18 protein-coding genes, 1 tRNA gene and 1 pseudogene are annotated in these 22,373 nt (G+C 68.8%); 9 read left to right on the forward strand and 11 right to left on the reverse strand.

Features of this window, described 5'->3' with window-relative positions; genetic code table 11:
• Positions 1–139: 139 nt before the first annotated feature.
• Together ACIQM0_RS27175 and clpB are read right to left on the reverse strand one after the other, a co-directional pair.
• Positions 140–700, reverse strand: a complete 561-nt coding sequence (locus ACIQM0_RS27175) for a YbjN domain-containing protein (protein WP_401291304.1) — start codon at positions 698–700, stop codon at positions 140–142.
• A gap of 149 nt (positions 701–849) precedes the next feature.
• Complete coding sequence (gene clpB, locus ACIQM0_RS27180; protein WP_401291306.1) at positions 850–3,444, reverse strand: ATP-dependent chaperone ClpB; 2,595 nt, start codon at positions 3,442–3,444, stop codon at positions 850–852.
• Positions 3,445–3,658: 214 nt separating this feature from the next.
• Between clpB and ACIQM0_RS27185 the strand changes: the two genes are divergently transcribed.
• Entirely contained in the window at positions 3,659–4,063 is a 405-nt protein-coding gene (locus tag ACIQM0_RS27185; protein WP_363021247.1) for a TIGR03618 family F420-dependent PPOX class oxidoreductase, read from the forward strand.
• 114 nt (positions 4,064–4,177) lie between these two features.
• Here ACIQM0_RS27185 and ACIQM0_RS27190 read toward each other — a convergent pair whose 3' ends face one another.
• A complete protein-coding gene (locus ACIQM0_RS27190; protein WP_018522262.1) occupies positions 4,178–4,498 on the reverse strand; it encodes a hypothetical protein in 321 nt (106 codons plus the stop codon).
• 373 nt (positions 4,499–4,871) lie between these two features.
• Between ACIQM0_RS27190 and ACIQM0_RS27195 the strand changes: the two genes are divergently transcribed.
• Positions 4,872–5,846, forward strand: coding sequence for a helix-turn-helix transcriptional regulator (locus ACIQM0_RS27195; protein ID WP_401291309.1), 975 nt, complete (start codon positions 4,872–4,874; stop codon positions 5,844–5,846).
• 184 nt (positions 5,847–6,030) lie between these two features.
• Complete coding sequence (locus tag ACIQM0_RS27200; protein ID WP_401291310.1) at positions 6,031–7,065, forward strand: LuxR C-terminal-related transcriptional regulator; 1,035 nt, start codon at positions 6,031–6,033, stop codon at positions 7,063–7,065.
• A 166-nt stretch (positions 7,066–7,231) separates the two neighbouring features.
• On the opposite strand, the gene ACIQM0_RS27205 is transcribed toward ACIQM0_RS27200, so the two are convergent.
• The 4 genes from ACIQM0_RS27205 to dnaK form a co-directional block, all read right to left on the reverse strand.
• Entirely contained in the window at positions 7,232–7,678 is a 447-nt protein-coding gene (locus ACIQM0_RS27205; protein WP_363021244.1) for a heat shock protein transcriptional repressor HspR, read from the reverse strand.
• 1 nt (position 7,679) lies between these two features.
• Positions 7,680–8,873 carry a molecular chaperone DnaJ gene (gene dnaJ / locus ACIQM0_RS27210; protein ID WP_401291314.1) on the reverse strand — a complete coding sequence of 398 codons (1,194 nt, stop codon included), beginning with the start codon at positions 8,871–8,873 and terminating at the stop codon, positions 7,680–7,682.
• Positions 8,874–9,005: 132 nt separating this feature from the next.
• Positions 9,006–9,665, reverse strand: coding sequence for a nucleotide exchange factor GrpE (gene grpE, locus ACIQM0_RS27215; RefSeq protein WP_363021242.1), 660 nt, complete (start codon positions 9,663–9,665; stop codon positions 9,006–9,008).
• Positions 9,662–11,518, reverse strand: coding sequence for a molecular chaperone DnaK (dnaK, locus tag ACIQM0_RS27220; RefSeq protein WP_401291318.1), 1,857 nt, complete (start codon positions 11,516–11,518; stop codon positions 9,662–9,664). Before dnaK ends, grpE begins: the two co-directional genes overlap by 4 nt.
• Positions 11,519–11,978: 460 nt before the next feature.
• Between dnaK and ACIQM0_RS27225 the strand changes: the two genes are divergently transcribed.
• The 4 genes from ACIQM0_RS27225 to ACIQM0_RS27240 all read left to right on the forward strand — a co-directional run bounded on the left by ACIQM0_RS27225 (position 11,979) and on the right by ACIQM0_RS27240 (position 17,407).
• Positions 11,979–12,644, forward strand: a complete 666-nt coding sequence (locus tag ACIQM0_RS27225; protein ID WP_401291321.1) for a sugar transferase — start codon at positions 11,979–11,981, stop codon at positions 12,642–12,644.
• Positions 12,645–12,746: 102 nt separating this feature from the next.
• Entirely contained in the window at positions 12,747–15,011 is a 2,265-nt protein-coding gene (locus ACIQM0_RS27230; RefSeq protein ID WP_401291324.1) for a (Fe-S)-binding protein, read from the forward strand.
• Positions 15,012–15,186: 175 nt separating this feature from the next.
• Complete coding sequence (locus ACIQM0_RS27235) at positions 15,187–16,311, forward strand: FG-GAP repeat domain-containing protein (RefSeq protein ID WP_401291325.1); 1,125 nt, start codon at positions 15,187–15,189, stop codon at positions 16,309–16,311.
• Positions 16,312–16,438: 127 nt separating this feature from the next.
• Positions 16,439–17,407, forward strand: coding sequence for a Yip1 family protein (locus ACIQM0_RS27240; RefSeq protein ID WP_401291327.1), 969 nt, complete (start codon positions 16,439–16,441; stop codon positions 17,405–17,407).
• A gap of 93 nt (positions 17,408–17,500) precedes the next feature.
• On the opposite strand, the gene ACIQM0_RS27245 is transcribed toward ACIQM0_RS27240, so the two are convergent.
• On the reverse strand, positions 17,501–18,001 hold the full coding sequence (locus ACIQM0_RS27245; protein ID WP_401291330.1) for a phosphoribosyltransferase: 501 nt from the start codon (positions 17,999–18,001) through the stop codon (positions 17,501–17,503).
• A 6-nt stretch (positions 18,002–18,007) separates the two neighbouring features.
• Positions 18,008–18,583, reverse strand: a complete 576-nt coding sequence (gene dcd / locus ACIQM0_RS27250; RefSeq protein ID WP_363021235.1) for a dCTP deaminase — start codon at positions 18,581–18,583, stop codon at positions 18,008–18,010.
• A 489-nt stretch (positions 18,584–19,072) separates the two neighbouring features.
• On the opposite strand from dcd, the gene ACIQM0_RS27255 reads away from it, so the two are divergent.
• Positions 19,073–19,146: transfer RNA gene (locus tag ACIQM0_RS27255), tRNA-Gly, on the forward strand.
• Between the two features lie 234 nt (positions 19,147–19,380).
• On the opposite strand, the gene ACIQM0_RS27260 is transcribed toward ACIQM0_RS27255, so the two are convergent.
• On the reverse strand, positions 19,381–20,550 hold the full coding sequence (locus ACIQM0_RS27260) for a hypothetical protein (protein ID WP_401291333.1): 1,170 nt from the start codon (positions 20,548–20,550) through the stop codon (positions 19,381–19,383).
• Between the two features lie 491 nt (positions 20,551–21,041).
• Here ACIQM0_RS27260 and ACIQM0_RS27265 point away from each other — a divergent pair, with 491 nt between their 5' ends.
• The gene (locus ACIQM0_RS27265; RefSeq protein ID WP_359462506.1) at positions 21,042–21,209 is read left to right on the forward strand and encodes a hypothetical protein; all 168 of its coding nucleotides are present in this window, start codon (positions 21,042–21,044) and stop codon (positions 21,207–21,209) included.
• Between the two features lie 153 nt (positions 21,210–21,362).
• Here ACIQM0_RS27265 and ACIQM0_RS27270 read toward each other — a convergent pair.
• A pseudogene (locus tag ACIQM0_RS27270) lies at positions 21,363–22,274 on the reverse strand (tyrosine-type recombinase/integrase); the annotation flags it as partial.
• Positions 22,275–22,373 lie beyond the last annotated feature (99 nt).

The raw sequence follows: 22,373 nt of genomic DNA on the forward strand, positions 1-22,373 counted from the left end.
GCGTTTGCGCGGTGGGGGGGGGGGGGGGGGGGGGGGGGGGGGGGGCGCGGGGCGGGCGGGGGCGGGGCGGGGGGGGGCCCCCCCGCGCGCCGCCCCCCCCCCCCCCCCCCCGCGCCGGGCTGTCACTGCGCGCGGTGGCTCAGGCCTCCGGAGCGTCCTGCTCCGCGCCTTCCGCCTTGTCCTCGGCCGGGGCCAGGCCGAGGCGCTCCAGCAGCCACTTGTCGAACTCGATCGAGGCGCGCACCCAGCTGACCGTCGAGGAGACGAAGTGCTCCAGGGCGACGCCGGTGCCGATGAGCATCTGCGCCTCACCGATCAGCCGGACCGAGGTGCCGGTGTCCTCGGAGCCCTCCTCGGGCTCGTGCGTGTGCGTGTAGACCTTGGGCCACAGGGTGCGGCGGTTCCAGTCGTCGATCGCGTCGAGCAGGACCGGGCGCTGGTCCGTGTCGTGCGGGCGGTCGTAGAACGTGCGGACCGAGAAGACCTGCTGCTCGCCCTCGCCACGGAACATGAAGTACGTGCGGAAGTCTTCCCACGGCGCCGCGAGGTCGCCCTCGTCGTCGACGACGTACTTCAGCTCCATCTGCTCCAGGAGCTGCTTGACGAGGTCCTGGTCAGGGACGACGGGGCCCTCCGGTCCTGCCGCCTGCGGTTCGGGCTGGCCCCCGAAGTTAGGAATCGAGGACGGATCGATGCTCACCGTAATTTCCCTTCGTGCGGTTGGCTGCCATCCTCCCCCATGCCGGGCGGGGCATGGCAAGCGGGAACGGCCCCGATCCGCCACAAGCTGATATCCAGCCAGCGGGGACCGGGGCCGCCACACGTTCCGGTTACGGGTGCGCGCCGCTGTTACGACGCCGCGCCGACGGTCAGACCGTCGCCTTCCCGGTCCACCCGGACCGTGTCGCCGTCCGTGATCTCGCCCGAGAGGATCTCCTTCGCGAGCCGGTCGCCGATCGCCGTCTGGATGAGCCGGCGCAGCGGCCGGGCGCCGTACGCCGGGTCGTTGCCCTCCTCCGCCAGCCAGGCCAGGGCGGCCGGGGTGACGTCGAGGGTGAGGCGGCGGTCGGCCAGCCGCTTGGCGAGGCGGTCGATCTGGAGGCCCGCGATATGGGCGAGCTCGTCGCCGGACAGCGCGGAGAAGACCACCAGGTCGTCCAGCCGGTTGAGGAACTCCGGCTTGAACGAGGCCCGCACCACGTCCATGACCTGCTTCTTCTTCTCCTCGGGCTTGGTCAGCGGGTCGACCAGGTACTGGCTGCCGAGGTTGGAGGTCAGGATCAGGATGGTGTTGCGGAAGTCCACCGTCCGGCCCTGTCCGTCGGTGAGCCGCCCGTCGTCGAGGACCTGGAGCAGGATGTCGAAGACCTCGGGGTGGGCCTTCTCGACCTCGTCCAGCAGGACGACGCTGTACGGGCGGCGGCGGACCGCCTCGGTGAGCTGGCCGCCCTCCTCGTAGCCGACGTAGCCGGGCGGGGCGCCGACCAGTCGGGCCACGCTGTGCTTCTCGCTGTACTCGCTCATGTCGATGCGGACCATGGCCCGCTCGTCGTCGAAGAGGAAGTCCGCGAGGGCCTTGGCCAGTTCGGTCTTGCCGACGCCGGTGGGGCCCAGGAAGAGGAAAGAGCCGGTGGGCCGGTCGGGGTCGGCGATTCCGGCCCGGGTGCGGCGTACCGCGTCCGAGACGGCCTGCACGGCCTGGGTCTGCCCGATGAGGCGCCTGCCCAGCTCCTCCTCCATGCGCAGCAGCTTCTGGGTCTCGCCCTCCAGCAGCCGGCCGGCCGGGATGCCGGTCCAGGCGCCGACGACATCGGCGATGTCGTCCGGGCCGACCTCCTCCTTGACCAGCGTCTCCTTGGGCTCCTTCGCGGCCTCCTGCTCGGCCTCGGCGGCCTCGGCCAGTTCCCGTTCAAGGCCTGGGATCTCGCCGTAGAGCAGCTTGGAGGCGCTGTCGAAGTCGCCGTCGCGCTGGGCCCGTTCGGCCTGTCCGCGCAGATCGTCGAGGCGCTCCTTCAGCTCACCGACCCGGTTGAGGCCCTGCTTCTCCTTCTCCCAGCGGGCGTTGAGCCCGCGCAGCTCCTCCTCCTTGTCGGCGAGGTCGCGGCGGAGCTTCTCCAGCCGCTGCTTGGAGGCGGCGTCGGACTCGTTCTTGAGGGCCAGCTCCTCCATGTGCAACCGGTCGACGGCGCGCTGGAGTTCGTCGATCTCGACGGGCGAGGAGTCGATCTCCATGCGGAGCCTGGAGGCCGCCTCGTCGACGAGGTCGATGGCCTTGTCGGGAAGGAAGCGGGAGGTGATGTAGCGGTCGGAGAGGGTCGCGGCGGCGACCAGCGAGGAGTCCGCGATCTGCACCTTGTGGTGGGCCTCGTAGCGGCCCTTGAGCCCGCGCAGGATCGCGATGGTGTCCTCGACGGACGGCTCCGCCACCAGCACCTGCTGGAAGCGGCGTTCCAGGGCGGGGTCCTTCTCGATCCGCTCGCGGTACTCGTCGAGCGTGGTGGCACCGACCATCCGCAGCTCGCCGCGGGCCAGCATGGGCTTGAGCATGTTGCCCGCGTCCATGGCGGAGTCGCCGCCCGCGCCGGCGCCGACGACGGTGTGGAGCTCGTCGATGAACGTGATGATCTGGCCGCCGCTCTCCTTGATCTCGGAGAGGACGGTCTTCAGCCGCTCCTCGAACTCGCCGCGGTACTTCGCGCCCGCGACCATCGCGCCGAGGTCCAGCGAGACGAGCCGCTTGTTCTTGAGGGACTCGGGGACGTCCCCCTTGACGATGCGCTGGGCGAGCCCCTCGACGACGGCCGTCTTGCCGACGCCGGGCTCCCCGATGAGCACGGGGTTGTTCTTGGTGCGGCGCGAGAGCACCTGGACGACGCGGCGGATCTCCTGGTCACGGCCGATGACCGGGTCGAGCTTTCCCTCGCGTGCGGCCGCGGTGAAGTCCGTACCGAATTTCTCCAGGGCCTTGTACTGGCCCTCCGGGTCGGGTGTGGTCACCCGGCGCCCTCCCCTGCTCTTCTCGAACGCGGCCAGCAGCTTCTTCGCACTGGCCCCCTGGCCGTCGAGGATCTCACCGGCGCGGCCGCCCTTGGCCGCGACCCCGATCAGCAGATGCTCGGTGGAGATGTAGTCGTCGCCGAGTTCCTTGGCCCGCTGCGCCGCGTCGGAGATCACGGCGAGCAGCTCGCGGTTGGGCTGCGGCGGTGCGACGGTCGATCCGGTCACGCTGGGCTGGGCGGCCAGCAGCCGCTCGGTCCCGGTGCGGACGGCGACCTGGTCCGCCTCGACGGCGGCGAGCAGATCGACGATGTTCTCGTTGTCCTCGCCCGCGAGCAGCGCAAGCAGCAGATGTCCCGGGGTCAGATCGGGGTGCCCGTCCTTCACGGCCCTGCTGGTGGCCGCGTTGATGGCGTCCCGGCTCCTGTTGGTCAGCTCGGCGTCCACGTGCGCTCTCTCCTCCTTGCGACGACTGGCCCGTACTCACTTCTGACACGCTGAACGTGCACAAAGTTGAGTCTATTCCACTCAACGCAGAAAACGGTCCACTCCCGCATCGCTCCGCACCGTTGCGCGCTGCCGCGCACCTCATGTCCGAGTGAACCGGCCGCCCGGCCCGCCCGCCACCGCAGGCCGGAGCGGGGCTGCCTACCCTGGGCCCATGGCAGTCGACGTACGCGATCCCGGCCCCGAGTACCTGGCCTTCTGGCGCGAGCCCCATGTATGCACCCTCACGACACTGCGCCCCGACGGCACCCCGCACGTGGTCCCGGTGTGCGTGACGTACGACCCGGAGGCCGGCCTCGCCCGCATCATCACCGGCAGGAACAGCCGCAAGGTCGCCAACATCCTGGCCGCGGGCCCGGACGGCGCACGGGTCGCGGTCTGCCAGGCCGAAGGACGCCGCTGGGCGACCCTGGAGGGCGTCGCCAGGGTGCGCACGGAGCAGGACAGGGTCGACGACGCGGTACGCCGCAAGACGGCCCGCTACGGGCGCGCGCCGAAGCCCAACCCGGACCGCGTCGCCATCGAGATCACCCTGGACCGGGCCCTGGGCCGCGGCTGACCGGAAGCCGCGGCTGACCGGAAGCGCACAGCACAACGGCGCCACCGTGTTCAGGTCACGGTGACGCCGTTGTGTGGGGGAGTGTCTGAGCGACGTGGAACGACGGGGGATCGCTCAGGCACTGCGGGGGGTGGCGGAGATGGCTTCAGGTTCGAACAGCTGGTGGTCACGCTGTGCGAGGTTCACAAAGATCATGTCGTACCGAATGGCGCAGCGCACGGGCTGCGGCGCTCCGCGCGGCTTGCGGAGGCACCGGTAGGCGCGGACCTCGCCGTCGTCCTCACGGGCGACGACGACCGGGTCGCCGAACAGAGTGACCATCAACGAATCACCACGGTGGGGGAGTGCCGTGACGAGGTCGATGAAATGCCACCCTGAGCGGTAGGCGGTTGCCATCTCACGCCGGAAGGTCCGGTCGTCCGGTGGAGTGGTCACAAGTCTGCCCTGTTCTCCACGGAGTTCCCCCAGCCGACGTCGGACTGGTGAAGGTCACCGGTGGCCGCGGGCTGTACGTTGCCCCAGCCGACATCGCCCTGGTAATGGTCGACGGCAGCGCTTGCCTGCGCATTGCCCCATCCAACGTCCGGAGTAGAGCCATGCGTCACGAGCAGCAGTGCAGCAGCCGCGAACGCAGTGCCAAGCACTGACCGAAGCATTCTCTTGTACATAGTCGGCTTCGTCCTCACTTGATGGATCCTCTCCCCCGCTCTCCAAGAGACGATGGCTCATTCGGACGCGTCAATGCCACAGGAGCGATGCATCATGTTCCTGAATGTTCAGGACCCTGGGGGGTGGAGTTTTGCCTATAATGGACACGAAACCGACACATACTCATGCGGTCACGAATCTGTGCACCGAGGGTGCCAGGCTGTATGCGGCCGCGCTGAGCGTGGGCCGCCTCGCCCGCGCCGAGGTCAGGTCCGCACCCTGCCTCGTCAAATTCGGCCTGCTGCTGCCCGATCCGGACGACGCCTCGTGGCTTCGCCCGGTTCCACCGACGGCCGCACTGGCTCAGCGCCTCTACCCGCTGGAACGCGAGATCCTGGATCGCAGGCGGACGTCCGTCGAGCTGGCCGAAGCCTTCGAACCGTTCCTGGCCATCAGCGCCCAGAGCCCCGCGCCCACACACGCGATCACGGTGCTGGAAGGCATGGACCGGATCAACGGAGCGCTCGACCTGGCCATCGCGGAGAGCCGGACGGAAGTGCTGACCGTCCAGCCCGGAGGCAAACGCAGCGAGGAGGTCCTCGGCGAGGCCCTGACCCGCAGCAAACCTCTCATAGATTCCGGCATCAGCGTCCGCACCCTCTACCAGCACACGGTCCGGCACAGCCAGCGCACGTTCGCCTACGTCGACCTCATGGCGGGCGCCCGGATGGAGATCCGCACGCTCGAGGAGCTCATCGAGCGCCTCATCATCTGCGACGACACCGTAGCCTTCATCCCGGTCCAGGACGACCTGCCCGTCGCCCTGGAGCTACGGCACCCCGCACTGGTCGCCTATCTGACGAAGGTCTTCGAACAACTCTGGCGCCGCGCCGTCCCGTTGGACGAGGCAGCCCCGTACGACCCGGCCCGGGACGGCATCACCGGCGTCCAGCGCGCCATCGCCACGCTGCTGATCGAGGGGCACGTCGACGAGGCCATCGCCCGCCGGCTCGGCATGAACGTCCGCACCTGCCGCGCCCATGTCGCCAAGCTGTCCGCCGTGCTGGGAAGCACGAGCCGCGCCCAGCTCGGCTACCTGATAGCCCAGTCAGGAATCCTCGATCAGGATTCCTGACCGGCCGACACTCCAGAGGCCCCCACCCCGGGCCGGAGACATGGCCACGTGCCTCGGAGGGACGTGGCCAAGGCCCCGATCGGCCGGGAGAGTTCCCGGCTCCCCCGACAACATCCACAGTGGCCCGCGAACTACGCTGCCACCACCGTCATCTTGCTGCACTGCCAAAAGTGGGGGGTCACGAATGGGCAGGGATGAGGACACAACGGCGCACGCCCACGAGGGCCGTTCGCTGTGCGACACCGCGGTCAGGATCTACACCGAGGCGCTGAGCGCGGGACGGATACCCCGGGCCGCCATCCAGCCGGCCCCCTGCCTCACCGAGTTGGCGCTGGTCCACCCCGACCCGCAGGACGACGCCTGGGTGCGTCCCGTGCCGCCGTCCGCCGCCCTGGCCCACCTGCTGCAGCCCGTCGTCCGGGAGATCCACGAACGCGTCAGCCTCTCGGCCGCGCTGGTCGACTCGCTGGCACCGCTGGCCGGCGTGGCCAGTACGGACCCCAACCTCGCCATCACCGTCCTCGAGGGCATCCCCCTGATCGACGCCACCATCCAGAACGCGACGGAGAGCGCCACGGAGGAGATCCGGACGCTGCAGCCGGGCAGCACGCGGCCGCCCGACCACCTCCAGAGGGCGCTGTCGCGGGCCCGGCTCACCCTGGAGCGGGGCACCCCGCTCCGGCACATCTACCAGCACCCCATCCGCTACAACCAGACCTTCAAGGCCTATCTGAACCAGATACCGCCGGGCCTCATCCAGATCCGCACGCTGGAGCAGACGGTCGAGCGGCTGCTCGTCTTCGACCGGACCGTGGCCTTCATCCCCGCCAACGCGGCGCGCGACGTCGCGCTGGAGATCCGCCACCCCGCGCTGGTCCGCTATCTGATCCAGATGTACGAAGTCCTCTGGGCGCAGGCCACCCCGCTCACCGATCCGGTGCCGGCCGCCCCGGCCAGCACCTCGGTCACCGCCGTCCAGCTCAGCGTCGCCCGCCTCCTGGTCGAGGGCCACACGGACCAGGTCGTGGCCGGGAAGCTCGGCATCAGCGTCCGCACCTGCCGCGCCCACGTCTCCAGGCTCATGCACACGCTCAACGCCACCAGCCGCACCCAGCTCGGCGCCCTGCTCGTCGGCTCCGGGATCGCCGGGCCCCGGCCGGGACAACACGAAGGCCCGCCGCCCCGCGCGAGCGGGACGACGGGCCTCGGGAAGTGCTGAGGTACTAGGGCCTTTCGTTTGGATCGGGCTGGATCAGGGAGTGGGGTCTGGCGTCGTGCATCGCAAGGCGGAGGATTGAGGCAACGCGGAGCGTTGGTGATTGACGACAACGCCGCGAGGTGCGGCGCCAGACCCCACGAGCCCAGCATGATCCAAACGAGAGGCCCTACTCCTTGGGCCGCTTGGGCCGCCAGACCACCAGGGCGCTGGTGTGCTGCACGTCCTGGTACGGCACCAGATCGCGCCGGTACGACGCGTGCACCTGCGCCTCGCGCTGCTGCAGCGTCACCGCCGCTCCGTCCACGGCCGCCGAGAGCTCGGCGACACGCTGCTGGAGGGCCGCGACCTGGTTCTCCAGCTCGATGATGCGCTTGATGCCGGCGAGGTTGATGCCCTCGTCCTGCGACAGCTGCTGCACGGTGCGCAGCAGCTCGATGTCGCGGGCCGAGTAGCGCCTGCCGCGCCCGGCCGTGCGGTCGGGAGAGACCAGGCCGAGGCGGTCGTACTGGCGCAGCGTCTGGGGATGCAGGCCCGAGAGCTGGGCCGCGATCGAGATCACGTACACCGGGGACTCTTCGGTCAGTTCGTACGGATTACGCCGGCGGCCGTCCATCTCAAGCTCCCTTCGCTGCCTGGAACAGCTCCGCCCGCGGGTCCTGGTCCGCGGTCGCCTTGCGATAGGCCTCCAGGGCGTCCCGGGCGTCCGTGCCCAGGTCCTGGGGAACGACCACCTCCACGGTGACCAGCAGGTCGCCGCGGCTGCCGTCCTTGCGGACCGCGCCCTTGCCGCGGGCGCGCATGGTGCGCCCGTTGGGCGTGCCGGCCGGAAGCTTCAGGGTGACCGGCGGTCCGCCGAGCGTGGGCACCCTCACCTCGCCGCCGAGCGCCGCCTCCGTGAAGGTGACGGGCACGGTGACCGTGAGGTTGTCGCCCTTGCGGCCGAAGACCGGGTGGGTGTCGACGTGGACGACGACGTAGAGGTCGCCGGCCGGTCCGCCGCGCTCGCCGGGGCTGCCCTTGCCGCGCAGCCGGATCCGCTGGCCGTCGGAGACGCCCGCCGGAATCCTGACCTGCATGGTGCGGGACGACTTCGCCCGGCCGCTGCCCTTGCAGACGTCGCAGGGGTCCTGGGCGATGAGCCCACGGCCCTTGCAGTCCACGCAGGGGTCGGTGAGCGAGAACCCGCCGCCGGTGCCGCGCGAGACCTGGCCGGTGCCGACGCAGGTCGGGCAGACCCTGGGGGTGCCGTTCTTGTCGCCGGTGCCGGAGCACGCCTTGCAGGGCGCCTGGCTGGACATCCGCAGCGGGACCGTGGCCCCGTCGACCGCCTCGGTGAAGCTGAGCGTCACCTCGGACTCGATGTCCTGGCCGCGGCGCGGCTGCACCCGGGTGCCGGCTCCGCCGCCCCGGTTGAAGAGGCCGCCGAAGACATCGCCCAGGCCGCCGCCACCGCCGCCGAAGCCGCCGGCTCCGCCGCCCTGGCCACCGCCCGGGGCGCCTCCGAAGAGGTCCCCCAGGTCGAAGTTGAAGTTGCCGCCACCACTGCCGGGTCCGGGGCGGAAGCCGCCGTTGCCGAAGAGGGCGCGGGCCTCGTCGTACTCCTTGCGCTTCTTGGTGTCACCGAGGATGTCGTTGGCCTCGGAGATCTCCTTGAAGCGCTCCTCCGCCTTGTTGTCACCCTTGTTGGCGTCCGGGTGGAACTCGCGGGCGAGCTTCCGGTACGCCTTCTTGATCTCGGCGTCCGTGGCGTCCTTCGGGACGCCGAGAACCTTGTAGTAGTCCTTCTCGACGAAGTCCTTCGTACTCATCGACGTCCCTCCTTCCGGACGACCGGCCCAGGGCCTTCCGCCGGGATCCTGCCGGGCTCGTGGAGCCCCGCCTGATCCCGGCCGAAGGCCCTGCGGGCCGGGCGGTGTGCCGCCAAGTGGTCGGACGGAATGTCAGACCTCCTCGCCGCCACCGCTCTCCTCGTCGGCTGCCTGCTCTTCTTTCGCGTCCTTCGCGGCCGCGGGCGTCGCCCCGGGCTGGGGTTCGGCCACCGCCACCCGTGCGGGACGGATGGTGCGCTCGCCGATCCGGTACCCGGGCTGCAGGATCGCCACGCAGGTCGTCTCGGTGACGTCCGGCGCGTACGAGTGCATCAGGGCCTCGTGGATCGTCGGGTCGAAGGGCTCGCCCTCCTTGCCGAACTGCTGCAGGCCGAGCTTGGCGACGACCGTCTCCAGCGATTCGGCCACCGACTTGAACCCGCCCAGGAGCTCGCCGTGCTCGCGGGCCCGGCCGACGTCGTCGAGCACGGGCAGGAGCTCGGACAGGAGACCCGCGACCGCGATCTCCTTGACCGTGACCCGGTCCCGCTCCACACGGCGGCGGTAGTTCTGGTACTCGGCCTGGAGCCGCTGGAGGTCTGCCGTGCGCTCGGAGAGCGCGGTGCGGACCTGGTCCAGCTGTGCCGTCAGACCGGCTGTCTGGTTCGCGTCCCCGGCGGGGGCCGCCGCCTCCTCGGAAGAGGGGGTGGCGGCCTCCGTCCCGGCGTCGTCAGAGGTGGCGCCGGAGGGGACGTCGGGCTTCTCCTCGAAGCCCGGAGTCTCCTCGGTCACGCCGCACCGCCCTTGGTGTCCTTCTCGTCGTCGACGATCTCGGCGTCGACGACATCGTCCTGACCGTCGCCCTGGGCCTGCCCGGCACCCGGCTGCGCGTCCTGCGGGCCGCCCTCGGCCTGGGCGTTGGCGTACATCGCCTGGCCCAGCTTCTGGGAGACGGCCGCGACCTTCTCGGTGGCGGTACGGATCTCGGCGGTGTCCTCGCCCTTGAGCTTCTCCTTCAGCTCGGTGAGCGCGGCCTCCACCTCCGTCTTCACGTCGCCGGGGACCTTGTCCTCGTTGTCCTTGAGGAACTTCTCCGTCTGGTAGACGAGCTGCTCGCCCTGGTTGCGCGACTCGGCGGCCTCGCGGCGGCGGTGGTCCTCGTCCGCGTACTGCTCGGCCTCTTCGCGCATCCGGTTGACCTCGTCCTTCGGCAGCGAGGAGCCACCGGTGACGGTCATCTTCTGCTCCTTGCCGGTGCCGAGGTCCTTGGCAGCGACGTGCATGATGCCGTTGGCGTCGATGTCGAACGCCACCTCGATCTGCGGGACGCCACGCGGGGCCGGCGGCAGGCCGGTCAGCTCGAACATTCCGAGCTTCTTGTTGTACGCCGCGATCTCGCGCTCGCCCTGGTAGACCTGGATCTGCACGGACGGCTGGTTGTCCTCGGCCGTCGTGAAGATCTCGGAGCGCTTGGTCGGGATCGTGGTGTTGCGCTCGATGAGCTTCGTCATGATCCCTCCCTTGGTCTCGATACCGAGGGACAGCGGGGTCACGTCGAGGAGCAGGACGTCCTTGACCTCGCCCTTGAGGACACCGGCCTGGAGCGAGGCGCCGATGGCGACGACCTCGTCCGGGTTCACACCCTTGTTGGCGTCCTGGCCGCCCGTGAGCTCCTTGACGAGCTCGGCGACGGCCGGCATACGGGTCGAGCCACCGACGAGAACGACGTGGTCGATCTCGGAGAGCTGGATGCCCGCGTCCTTGATGACGTTGTGGAACGGGTTCTTGCAGCGGTCCAGGAGGTCCGCGGTGAGCTGCTGGAACTGCGAGCGCGTGAGCTTCTCGTCCAGGTGCAGCGGGCCCTCGGCCGACGCCGTGATGTACGGCAGGTTGATCGTGGTCTCCGTCGAGGACGACAGCTCGATCTTCGCCTTCTCCGCGGCCTCGCGGAGACGCTGGAGAGCCATCTTGTCCTTGGACAGGTCCACGCCGTGCCCGTTGGCGAACTGCTTCACCAGGTAGTCGACGACGCGCTGGTCCCAGTCGTCACCACCGAGGTTGTTGTCACCGTTGGTGGCCTTCACCTCGACGACGCCGTCACCGATCTCCAGGAGGGACACGTCGAACGTGCCGCCACCGAGGTCGAAGACGAGGATCGTCTGGTCGTCCTTGTCGAGCCCGTACGCCAGCGCGGCGGCCGTCGGCTCGTTGACGATGCGCAGGACGTTCAGGCCCGCGATCTCGCCGGCCTCCTTCGTCGCCTGACGCTCGGAGTCGTTGAAGTACGCCGGGACGGTGATCACCGCGTCGGCGACCTTCTCGCCCAGGTACGACTCGGCGTCACGCTTCAGCTTCTGCAGGATGAAGGCGCTCATCTGCTGCGGGTTGAAGCTCTTGCCGTCCAGGTCGATCTTCCAGTCAGTGCCCATGTGGCGCTTGACGGAGCGGATGGTCCTGTCGACGTTCGTCACTGCCTGGCGCTTGGCGACCTCGCCGACCAGAACCTCGCCGTTCTTCGCGAAGGCGACGACGGACGGCGTGGTCCTGGCGCCTTCGGCGTTGGTGATGACGGTGGGCTCGCCGCCTTCGAGAACGCTGACGACGGAGTTAGTCGTGCCCAGGTCGATGCCGACCGCACGTGCCATTTCAATTCCTCCAACTGACTACTTGAGTGGATCTGGCTCAAGGATGCATGACATCGCTCCCGGAGTCAACAGACCTGAGTCGAGGCGACTCAACTATCGTGCACACACTCCGCGCCACCAGTGAATTGTTCACCTTTGTGACGACGGACACATCTCACATATGACTCACGCGGGGACGGATTCGAGCCGACCGCGGACGACACCTGCCCGCCCGGTGGGCCACACACCCCTCACCATCATCGCGCCATGGGATCGTTCTGTCACAAAATGGCGTGAGCCGCACAAAACAGACAGCCAACCGGTGGCAGGCGATCAACCCGCCCGGCAGTCGGCCCGCCAGGCATCACCCCCGGGCGGCCGCCCCCGGCAGCCAACCGCCGCGGCCGATCCCAGGCAGGTGCGAACGATGCAGACCCAGAGGCCGAGGCCGAGACAGAGGCAGGCGCCGAGGCGCAGCCCGGTGCGGCATCCGTGGCAGACGGCACGGCATCCCTGGCAGCCGCCGCGGCCGTCCCGCACGGCGAGCGCCCTCGCGGCCCTGCGGGCGCTGGCCCCGGCAGCCCCGCCGCGCCCCTCCGCCAAGCGCACCCTGGACCTGCTCCTCGGCTCCGCGCTCCTCCTCCTGGCCACCCCCGCCCTCGCGGCGGCCGCCCTCGTCCTCGCCGTGCGGCGGCGCCCCGGCGGCGTACTGACGCGCTCCCCCCGCACCGGACTGGCGGGCAGGCCCTTCGTGCTGCGGTCCCTGCGCACCCGGCGGCTGCGGCTGGACGTGCTCTCCCGGCTGCCCCACGTCGTACGGGGCGAGCTCTCCCTGGTCGGCCCCGAACCGCTCGCACCGGGCGACGAACGAGGCGCGGCGGCCGGTGCGCGGGACTGGCGGCGGGAGCTGAAGCCCGGACTGACCGGCCTGGCCCAGGTGCGCGGCCGCTCCACGATGCCGTGGGACGAGGCGGACCTCCTCGACCAGCACTACGCCGAGCACCACGGGCTCGCGCTGGACCTGGCGATCCTGGCCGAGGCGGTGCACGCACCGCTGCGCGGGGCGGTCCGCGGCCTCACCCGGCGCGGCCAGGCATGCCTGAGCGACACAGATCACCGCCTGCCCAACTACAGCGCGGCGGAATAAGTGGATAGTGTCAGCACAGACTGATTAAGTTACTGCTTAGTAATCACCAGTACGTGCCAGTAGGTGCTGGAACCCACCCTCGCAGGCCCGAGGAGCCCCCAAATGCAACTCGCCGCGATCATCGTGTCGCTGGTGCTGACCGTGGTCGGCGTTGCGCTCATCGCCCGAGCCGTCGCGCAGATCTACCGGTCCGTCACACTCGGACAGCCGGTCCCGGCCGGCAGTCGCACCGACAACCCGAAACAGCGCACGATCACCCTGGTCAAGGAGTTCCTCGGCCACACCCGGATGAACCGGTGGGGGATCGTCGGCTTCGCACACTGGTTCGTCGCCATCGGCTTCCTGACGCTGCCTCCGACGCTGCTCCAGGCGTACGGACAGCTCTTCAAGGCCGACTGGGTCCTCCCGATCATCGGTGAGTGGCTGCCGTTCGAGCTGTACATCGAGTTCATCGGCCTGATGACGACGGTCGGCATTCTCGTGCTGATCGCCATCCGGCTGCTGAACCTGCCCTCCCGGGCCGGCCGCAAGTCGCGGTTCGCGGGCTCGAAGGCCTGGCAGGCGTACTTCGTCGAGTACGTCATCCTCGTCATCGGCCTGGCGATCCTGACCCTGCGCGGCCTCGAGGGCGCGATCCACCACGTCGGCGGCTACGAGGCCGCGTACTTCGTCTCGTACCCCCTGGTCCTCGCGTTCAAGGGACTCGCGCTCGGCACGCTGCAGAACCTCATCTACCTCACCGCGATGATCAAGATCGGCGTCTCGCTGATCTGGATGATCACGGTCGCGCTCAACACCAACATGGGTGTCGCCTGGCACCGCTTCCTCGCCTTCCCGAACATCTGGTTCAAGCGGAACGCCGACGGCGAGGTCGCGCTCGGCGCGCTGCAGCCGATGACCTCGGGCGGCAAGGAGATCGACTGGGAGGACCCGGGCGAGGACGACACCTTCGGTGTCTCCCAGGTCGAGCAGTTCTCCTGGAAGGGCATCCTCGACTTCTCCACGTGCACCGAGTGCGGCCGCTGCCAGTCGCAGTGCCCCGCCTGGAACACCGGCAAGCCGCTCTCCCCGAAGCTCCTGATCATGTCGCTGCGCGACCACGCGCACGCCAAGGCCCCGTACCTGCTGGCCGGCGGCGGCAAGGACATGGAGGGCAACGAGAAGGCGACGGCGGAGCAGCTCAAGGACGTCCCCGCGGCCGCCCTCGCGGAGGCCGAGCGCCCCCTCATCGGGACCGCAGAGGAGAACGGCGTCATCGACCCGGACGTGCTCTGGTCCTGCACCACCTGCGGTGCGTGCGTGGAGCAGTGCCCGGTCGACATCGAGCACATCGACCACATCGTCGACATGCGCCGCTACCAGGTGATGATCGAGTCCGCGTTCCCGTCGGAGGCGGGCACGATGCTCAAGAACCTGGAGAAGAAGGGCAACCCCTGGGGGCTCGCCAAGAAGCAGCGCGTCGAGTGGACCAAGGAGGTCGACTTCGAGGTCCCGATCGTCGGCAAGGACGTCGAGGACCTCTCCGAGATCGACTACCTGTACTGGGTCGGCTGCGCCGGCGCCCTGGAGGACCGCGCCAAGAAGACCACGAAGGCCTTCGCGGAACTGCTCCACATCGCGGGCGTCAAGTTCGCGATCATGGGCGGCGACGAGAAGTGCACCGGCGACTCGGCCCGCCGCCTGGGCAACGAGCCGCTGTTCCAGCAGCTCGGCCAGGAGAACGTCGCGATGCTGAACATGGCGTTCGGCGAGGATGACGACGACTCGACGAAGAAGGCCAAGGCGGCCAAGAAGATCGTCGCGACCTGCCCGCACTGCTTCAACACCATCGCGAACGAGTACCCGCAGCTCGGCGGCGAGTACGAGGTCATCCACCACACGCAGCTGCTCCAGCACCTCATCGACGAGGGCCGCCTGGTCCCGGTGACGCCGGTCGAGGGCCTGATCACGTACCACGACCCCTGCTACCTGGGCCGTCACAACAAGATCTACACGCCCCCGCGCGAGATCATCGCGAAGGTCCCGGGTCTGCGGAACGAGGAGATGCACCGCCACAAGGAGCGCGGCTTCTGCTGCGGCGCCGGCGGCGCCCGGATGTGGATGGAGGAGCGGATCGGCAAGCGCATCAACAACGAGCGCGTCGACGAGGCCCTCTCCCTCAACCCCGACATCGTCTCCACGGCCTGCCCGTTCTGCCTCGTCATGCTGACCGACTCGGTCAACGGCAAGAAGAACGACGGCAAGGCGAAGGAGTCGATCCAGGTGGTCGACGTCTCGCAGCTGCTGCTCGACTCCGTGAGGACCCCGGCCGATCCGGCGGGCGAGCCGGAAACGGCGGACGCGCCGGAGCCGGAACCGGTGAAGTAACCGGTACCGCGCCACCGCGGTGCACGAGCGGCCGGACCTGCCTCGGGGGCAGGACCGGCCGCTTCTGCTTTCCCGCCCCGGTGACGCATCATGTGGGACGGCCACCGGGGCGTACGAGACGTACGAGGCAGGCAGGCGAGACACCCGAGGCACACGAAACGGACGAGGTGCTCCAGTGCGGATACGTAGCGCAAGGGCGACGGCCACCGTCGCGGCCGGCTGCGCCTGCGCCCTCCTGCTGACGGCGTGCACGGGCTCCCCGGCCTCCGGACCGGGCAAGAACGGCGACGCCCTGCCCACCGCCCTGTCCGGCCTCGCGGGCGCCGAGCGCCACCCCGTACCGCGCGGCGGCGGCAGCCACACCCCCGACGACTTCAACGGCGACGGCCACCGCGACCTCGTCCTCAACAACCTGGTGAAGCCCGCGGCCGAGAGGCACGGCGACGACGCGGGCATCGGCATCGTGTACGGCTCCGCCTCCCGGGGCCTCGACCCGTCCGTACGCCAGTTGCTGAGCGCGCACGCGAACGCCGCCAAGACCGGCGACACCCTCCCCTCCGCGTTCGACGCCGAGGCCTCGTGCGATCTGGACCAGGACGGCTTCACCGATCTGATCGTGGCCACCGACCCCCCGTACAACGGCATCGGCCGCCCGCCCGTACCGCTCCAGATCCTGTTCGGCTCCCCCGCGGGCCTCACCGGCAAGGCGGTCGCGCTCCGCATCCCGGACCGGGCCCGCTTCGGCAACGAGTGGCCCGACCACCCCGTCTGCGGCGACTTCGACGGCGACGGGAAGCCCGATCTGGCCGTGACGGCGAGCGCGGGCAGGATCAGCTTCCTGCGCGGCCCCTTCACCCGCGACGGCCGCCCGCACGCCGCCGGCGGCACCATCCCGGGCGCCGGCCCGGCCCTGTCGGCCCCCGAGCCCCGGGCGGACACGAACGGCGACGGCTACGACGACCTGGTGTACGCCGCCCGCCCGCACGAGCCCGGCACGGCCGCCAAGGGCACGCTGCTGCTGGGCAGCCCCGACGGACCGGGCCGGCCGGGCGGCACGTACCGCTTCAAGGCCCCGGCCGGCGACCTCCCGGCGGCACCGCTGCGCCGGAAGACGCCCCCCGCGGCCTCCGCAGAAACGAGCCTCCTCGTCCGCTACGCGGACTTCGACGGCGACAAGAAGCCGGACACGGTGGTACGCACCCACCGCGGCGAGACCGCGGACCTGATCGCGCTGTACCCGGCGGCCACCCCGGACCGCCCGCTGATCACGTTCACCAGCGCCCTGTTCAACGCGCGCTGACCCTGCCCGCCCGCCCGCGGACAACCCCCCAGGGTTCCCTTAGGGGATGTCACAGCTAGGCCGCAAAGGCGGGCCAGTTCCCCCGCCCCTCACACCCACCCCGGACGGACCAGGTACGTTCGATTACGTGGCTGGATTCAGGATCGGACGCGGCCGGGACAACCGCACCCCGCAGCAAGCGCAGCAGCAACCGCGGCAGCAGCCGTACGGCAATCAGGCACCACCGCCGTACGGACAGCAGCAATGGCCGCCGACAGGAGGAAACGGCGCCCCGCACAACAGCGGCGGCTACAACGGCGGCGGCCCGCACAACGGTGGCGGCGGCCAGAACAACAACGGCGGCTACCACCCGGGCGGCGGTTACCAGGGCGGCGGAGCAGACGAGCCGGAGTACTTCGCCGACCCGTACCCCCAGCCCCACCAACCGCAGCACTCGCACCAGGGCGACCCGTACGCCAACAACCCGGGCCACACGCAGGCCTTCAGCATCGACGAGGACCCCTACGGCGACGGGAACACCTACCGCGCCGGCCAGGCCCCCGTCCCGCCCGCGGGCCCGCGCCTGCACTGGAAGCAGCTACTGAGCGGCATCGTGATGCGCCCCGCCCCGACGTTCTGGCAGATGCGCGACTACCCCGTCTGGGGCCCGGCGCTCATCGTCACGTTCCTCTACGGCCTGCTGGCGCTCTTCGGCTTCGACCAGGCCCGCGACGACGCGATCCACGCCCCGGTCGGCGACGCCATCCCCTACGTCATCATCACGGGCATCGGCTTCGTGATCGGCGGCCTGGTGCTCGGCGCGGTCACCCACACACTCGCCCGCCAGCTGGGCGGCGAGGGCGCCTGGCAGCCGACGGTGGGCCTCTCCATGCTGATCACGTCGATCACGGACGCCCCCCGCCTGATCTTCGCGCTGTTCCTGGGCGGCGAGAACTCCCTGGTCCAGATCCTCGGCTGGGTGACCTGGCTGGCGGCGGCGGCCCTGCTCACCTCCATGGTGAGCAAGTCCCACGACCTGCCGTGGCCGAAGGCGCTGGGCGCGAGTGCGATCCAGCTGATCGCGCTCGTATCGATCCTCAAACTGGGCACGATCTGACCCGACCCGAAAAGACCCCCGGAGCCATGAGGCCCCGGGGGTCTTTCACATCCACAACCACCACCGCGTCCGCACCCGCACCGGACGAACGGCTCAGGCGTCCAGCACCTGCCCGCTGCGCCGCACGACGGGCTTCTCCACGCTCCAGGGGAAGTTGATCCAGCGATCGGTCTTCTTCCACACGTACTCGCACTTCACGAGTGAATGCGACTTCTCGTAGATGACGGCGGACCGCACCTCGGCGACGTGATCAATGCAGAAATCGCGCACCAGCTTCAGCGTCTTGCCGGTATCGGCGACGTCGTCGGCGATCAGGACCTTCTTGGCCGAGAAGTCGATCGCGTTGGGCACGGGCGCCAGCATGACGGGCATCTCCAACGTGGTGCCCACGCCGGTGTAGAACTCCACATTCACCAGGTGGATGTTCTTGCAGTCCAGCGCGTACGCCAGCCCGCCCGCGACGAAGACCCCGCCACGCGCGATGCTCAGCACCACATCCGGCTCGTACCCGTCATCGGCCACGGCCTGCGCCAGCTCCCGCACGGCATGCCCGAAGCCGTCGTACGTCAGGTTCTCCCGCACGTCATCGCCCATCGGACATCACACCTGGGTCCGGTGGAAGTTCATGTACGAACGCGACGCGGTCGGACCGCGCTGCCCCTGATATCGCGACCCGTACCGCTCGGAGCCGTACGGGAACTCCGACGGAGACGTCAGCCGGAACAGGCACAGCTGGCCGATCTTCATCCCAGGCCAGAGCTTTATCGGCAGCGTTGCCAGATTCGACAGCTCCAGGGTCACGTGCCCGGAGAACCCCGGATCGATGAACCCGGCCGTCGAATGCGTCACCAGCCCGAGCCGGCCGAGCGAACTCTTGCCCTCCAGCCGCGACGCGAGATCGTCCGGCAGCGAGATGACCTCGTACGTCGACGCGAGCACGAACTCACCGGGGTGGAGGATGAACGCCTCGTCCCCCTCCGGCTCGACGGTGCGGGTCAGATCGACCTGCTCCACGGCGGGATCGATATGCGGATAGCGGTGGTTCTCGAACACCCGGAAGTAGCGGTCGAGCCGCACATCGATGCTCGACGGCTGCACCATCGACGTATCGAAAGGATCAATACGTACGCGTCCGGCGTCGATCTCGGCCCGGATGTCCTTGTCTGAGAGAAGCACCCACCGAGGATACGCAGAACGCGCGGACCCACCCACATCGGGCCGCCCCGCGCGCCTGTCGCCACCTTCCCGGAAGCTCTACCGCTCCTCGAACACCACGGGCACGGCATGCCGCAACCGAGCGCAACGAGGACAGCGGATAAGCCGCCCGGGACCGATCCGCCCGGACCCGAGCTGCTGCATCGGGAACGAGGCGGTAGCGAAAACGTGCCCTTCGGCACAGCGGACGACGGTGCGCTCCAAGGAGTCCATCAAGTCCCTTCCCCATCAAGCCGTGGACGAGAAAGCCACATTAGGGGATGAACGGGACGCCACTCCACGCGGCACTCCGCGAACCCACGCTACGCCCCCAACTCCCGCCCCACCCAACCGCATCCACCCCTCCACACGACACACCCCCACCCCGCCCCACGCCTGGGCTCACACATCGGGGAGCCCGCGATGGGGTACAGTGTGGGACGATGCGTCGCTGGTCAGCCAGTGCGTCACGCGGGTGTAGTTTAATGGTAGAACATGAGCTTCCCAAGCTCAGAGCGCGAGTTCGATTCTCGTCACCCGCTCCACGACTAAGGCCCAGGTCAATGACCGGGGCCTTTCTTGTTGTCTAGACCAGTTCAAGGGCGGCGTGCCCTCCACGTGCCCCAAGTCGCAGGAACCCGCACCCAGAGGGCACGAGGCAGCCCTCATCCAGCAGCCAAAAGCCGGGGGCGCCTCCCTGGCACCCACCGTGGCGCGCATCACACTGATGCATATTGGTGGGCGCCACTTGCGCGCGAAGTGACAGCACCGACAGGCTCCTACTTTCCTGCCTCATCCTCTTTTCCGGCGCCCTCTTGGGCATCGAACGCGTAGGGGTGGACGTACCTGCCTTCGTTGAAGGGGGCGAACCAACTCTTGATGCCCATCGGCGCGATCCCTAGGGATGCAAGCGCCGGTTCCTCATCAAGCCCATCCGCCGCATCGTCGTACAGCCACTCATGGTCCATGTCCTCGTAGACCTGGTCAGCAAATGAGTCGAGCGCTGACGAAGTGCCCGAGTCCAGCAGCCCGTACAGATCCAGGGTGCTCTTCGCCTGTTCCAGCAGCAGTCTCAGTACCAGTTCTTCCGCGACACAGCTGAGCTGCTGGAAAGAGCCATGAGTGAGGCGGGTGGTCAGCGTGATCGCTGTGACAAGGAATCGGCGCGCGAAGGAGGCGCTGTACTGCAGCGCGTAGCGGCCCGGAAGCCCTTCGAGGAGCCAGAACGGTCGCTCGCTCTCGGCAACGGTTGTCCGATGCTGAGTAAGGGTCTGCAGGTCCTGGAAGAGTTCGTCCACGAGCAAATGAGTGCCGTATACCAGCGCTCCGGCTGCGAGCCCGGCGTCCTCCGCAGAAACGCCGAAGGCAAAGTCATCCTCCCCGTCGTTCCCTCCGTCTTCGTCGCCGATGACCCCGAACATGTCGGAGCCGAAGGCTCTCAGTTCGCCGGCCATGGAACTAAGCGTGACGCGCATGGCCTCACTTTCGGCAGCATGATCCGTCTCGGTCCGAGGCTCGGAACCCGGGCCTTGCGCTGGCTGAGCATGACGATCTCTACGGGTGGCCGGGTCGTCAGGTGGCACATTGGGACCGCCCGCCGCGTCGAGGCTCTCCTTCACCGATTCGGGGTGCAATTCAACCTCGCACCGGTCGACGGTCCACTCCGACAACAGCTCCGAACGATCAAGGAGCTCGCCCACAACGGAGCCGACAGCCTCCTCGGCAAGCTCCAGGGATGGAGCATCAACGAAGACCTTCAACAGGGCCCCGCCGGGGTAGACCGCCACGATCGAGTCGAGAAGATCGACTTCCAGGCCGTCCGGTCCTTCGATGGCATCGACCGACGCAAAGCCCTGCTCAAGCAGGGAAACTGCACCCGCACGTTGCAGAGGGTCCATTTCCGGAGCGCCCTCGGGGATCCGGGTATCCACAGTCACGACGTAAGTCACGTATCCAAGAATGGCAGGACAGCAGCACCGCGGTTCCGCGATTGAACAATATTGAGCACCGCCTGGCAGAACAAGATCGGTACTGTGTCCTGAAGGTTCGGATCGAGTTCACCACCAGACCTTGGCCCACCGCGATCTCGCCAGATAGACCGCACGGGCCGCTTCCGGCGTGCCACGATGGGTGGGCTCAAGCAAGACGAGCACAAGGTCGGCCGCAGGGGCGGGAATCCCTGTCAAAGATCTTCGCTCTCCTGGGTCGACGTGCCAGAAGAACGGAAACACTCGAAGCCCTCACCGCAGAGATCCACTCACAACACCTTGGAGGCAGTCGGCAGTTGCGGGTCGGCTCCGCGCGGATCTGAAACGTCGGCAGGTCCTCAGCTAGTGACCACTGTTACCAGGTGGTCGAGCTGAGGCTGGCCTGCCCCGGAATCGACCACCGCGAGCTGGATTGGTAGACCCGCATGCCGCCGAGCTTCAGGACCCGTCTGATGCTGGTCATCATCGCCGTGCTGTTGTCCCTCGTGATCGCCCTTGCGACAGCGTTTGTCTTCTACGCCACCAAGGAAAGCTTCCTAGTCGCGTTGACCGCTGGAGGCGGTGCCTTCGTCGCGACGATGACCCTGGCCCTCGGAGTGTTCTCACTGTTCTCCCAATAGGACGCGCACCACCAAGCAGCCGAACTGAAATGGTGCGGGCCACCGCAGTGGCCCGCACCATCTACGCCTGGTACGACGCAAAATCATGGCAGGTGCAGTCAGTCGACCGCCGTACCGCAGGCAACTGAGTCCGTCGCGATGCTCTATCGCTCGTCATTCCTTGCGCTCAGCGGCTTGCAGGCGCTGAGCGCGCACCCGCTCATCCAGCCCCGAAGCTACCTCCCGTTGCCGCGCGGCGTCGGAGTGTTGGTAGATCAGCGCCGCCTTCTCCGAGGACTGGCCGGCGCGGACCATCGTGTCCTTGAGCGTGGCGCCCGACTGGGTGGACAAGGTGTGGCCGGTGTGCCGGAGGTCGTAGAAGCGGAAGCCCTCCGGCGGGCCGACCTGGGCGCGGGCCCTGCGCCACTTGCGGCCGAAGGTGGACCGGCGGAAGGGGGCGCCCCTCTCCCCGACGAACAGGAGCCCGTCGGGTTCCTTCTCGGCGTACCAGTCGAGGTGACGCTTCACCTCGATGTGCAGGAAGGCCGGGAGGAAGACGGTTCGCCTTCCGGCGGCCGACTTGGTGTCGCCCTCGACGCGACGGCCGCTGGTCAGCTCGGGCGCGGCGTCACGGACCTTGACCGCGAGAGGTTCGAGAGTGACGTCGGGGCGCCGGAGGGCGGCCTGTTCTTCCGGGCGCATGGGCCCGTAGGCGCCGAAGTAGACCATCAGCCGCCACCTCGGTCCCACGGCGTCAGCGAGCGCGTCGACCTGTTCGACAGTGGCCGTCGGGCGTTCCTTGGCGTTCTCGCTGCCGGCGCCCCTGATCCGGCAGGGGTTGCGGCGGATCAGCTCGTCGTCGGCCGCCGTCTCCATGATGGCCTTGAGAAGGCGGTAGGACTTGGCGACAGTCGTCGCACCGGTAGCCCCCAGCCGCTCGACCCGCCAGGTGCGCACGCCCGGCGGCGTGATGTCATCCAGGTTCACCGAGGCGAATGCGGGCAGCAGGTGCAGACGCAGGAGCCTTCGGTACAGCTCCTCCGTGGTGGCGGAGAGCCCGCGTTCCTCGACCCACTTCATGGCGTACGTCCAATGCCGTTGCTTGAGCTACTGAAGTATCGCGGGCGCAAGGGTGATGATCTTCTCGGGAACCCGTCGCGTGCCTCGCCTGGCCTGGTCTTTCTT

Source organism: Streptomyces sp. NPDC091387 (assembly GCF_044756945.1).
Taxonomy (GTDB): domain Bacteria; phylum Actinomycetota; class Actinomycetes; order Streptomycetales; family Streptomycetaceae; genus Streptomyces.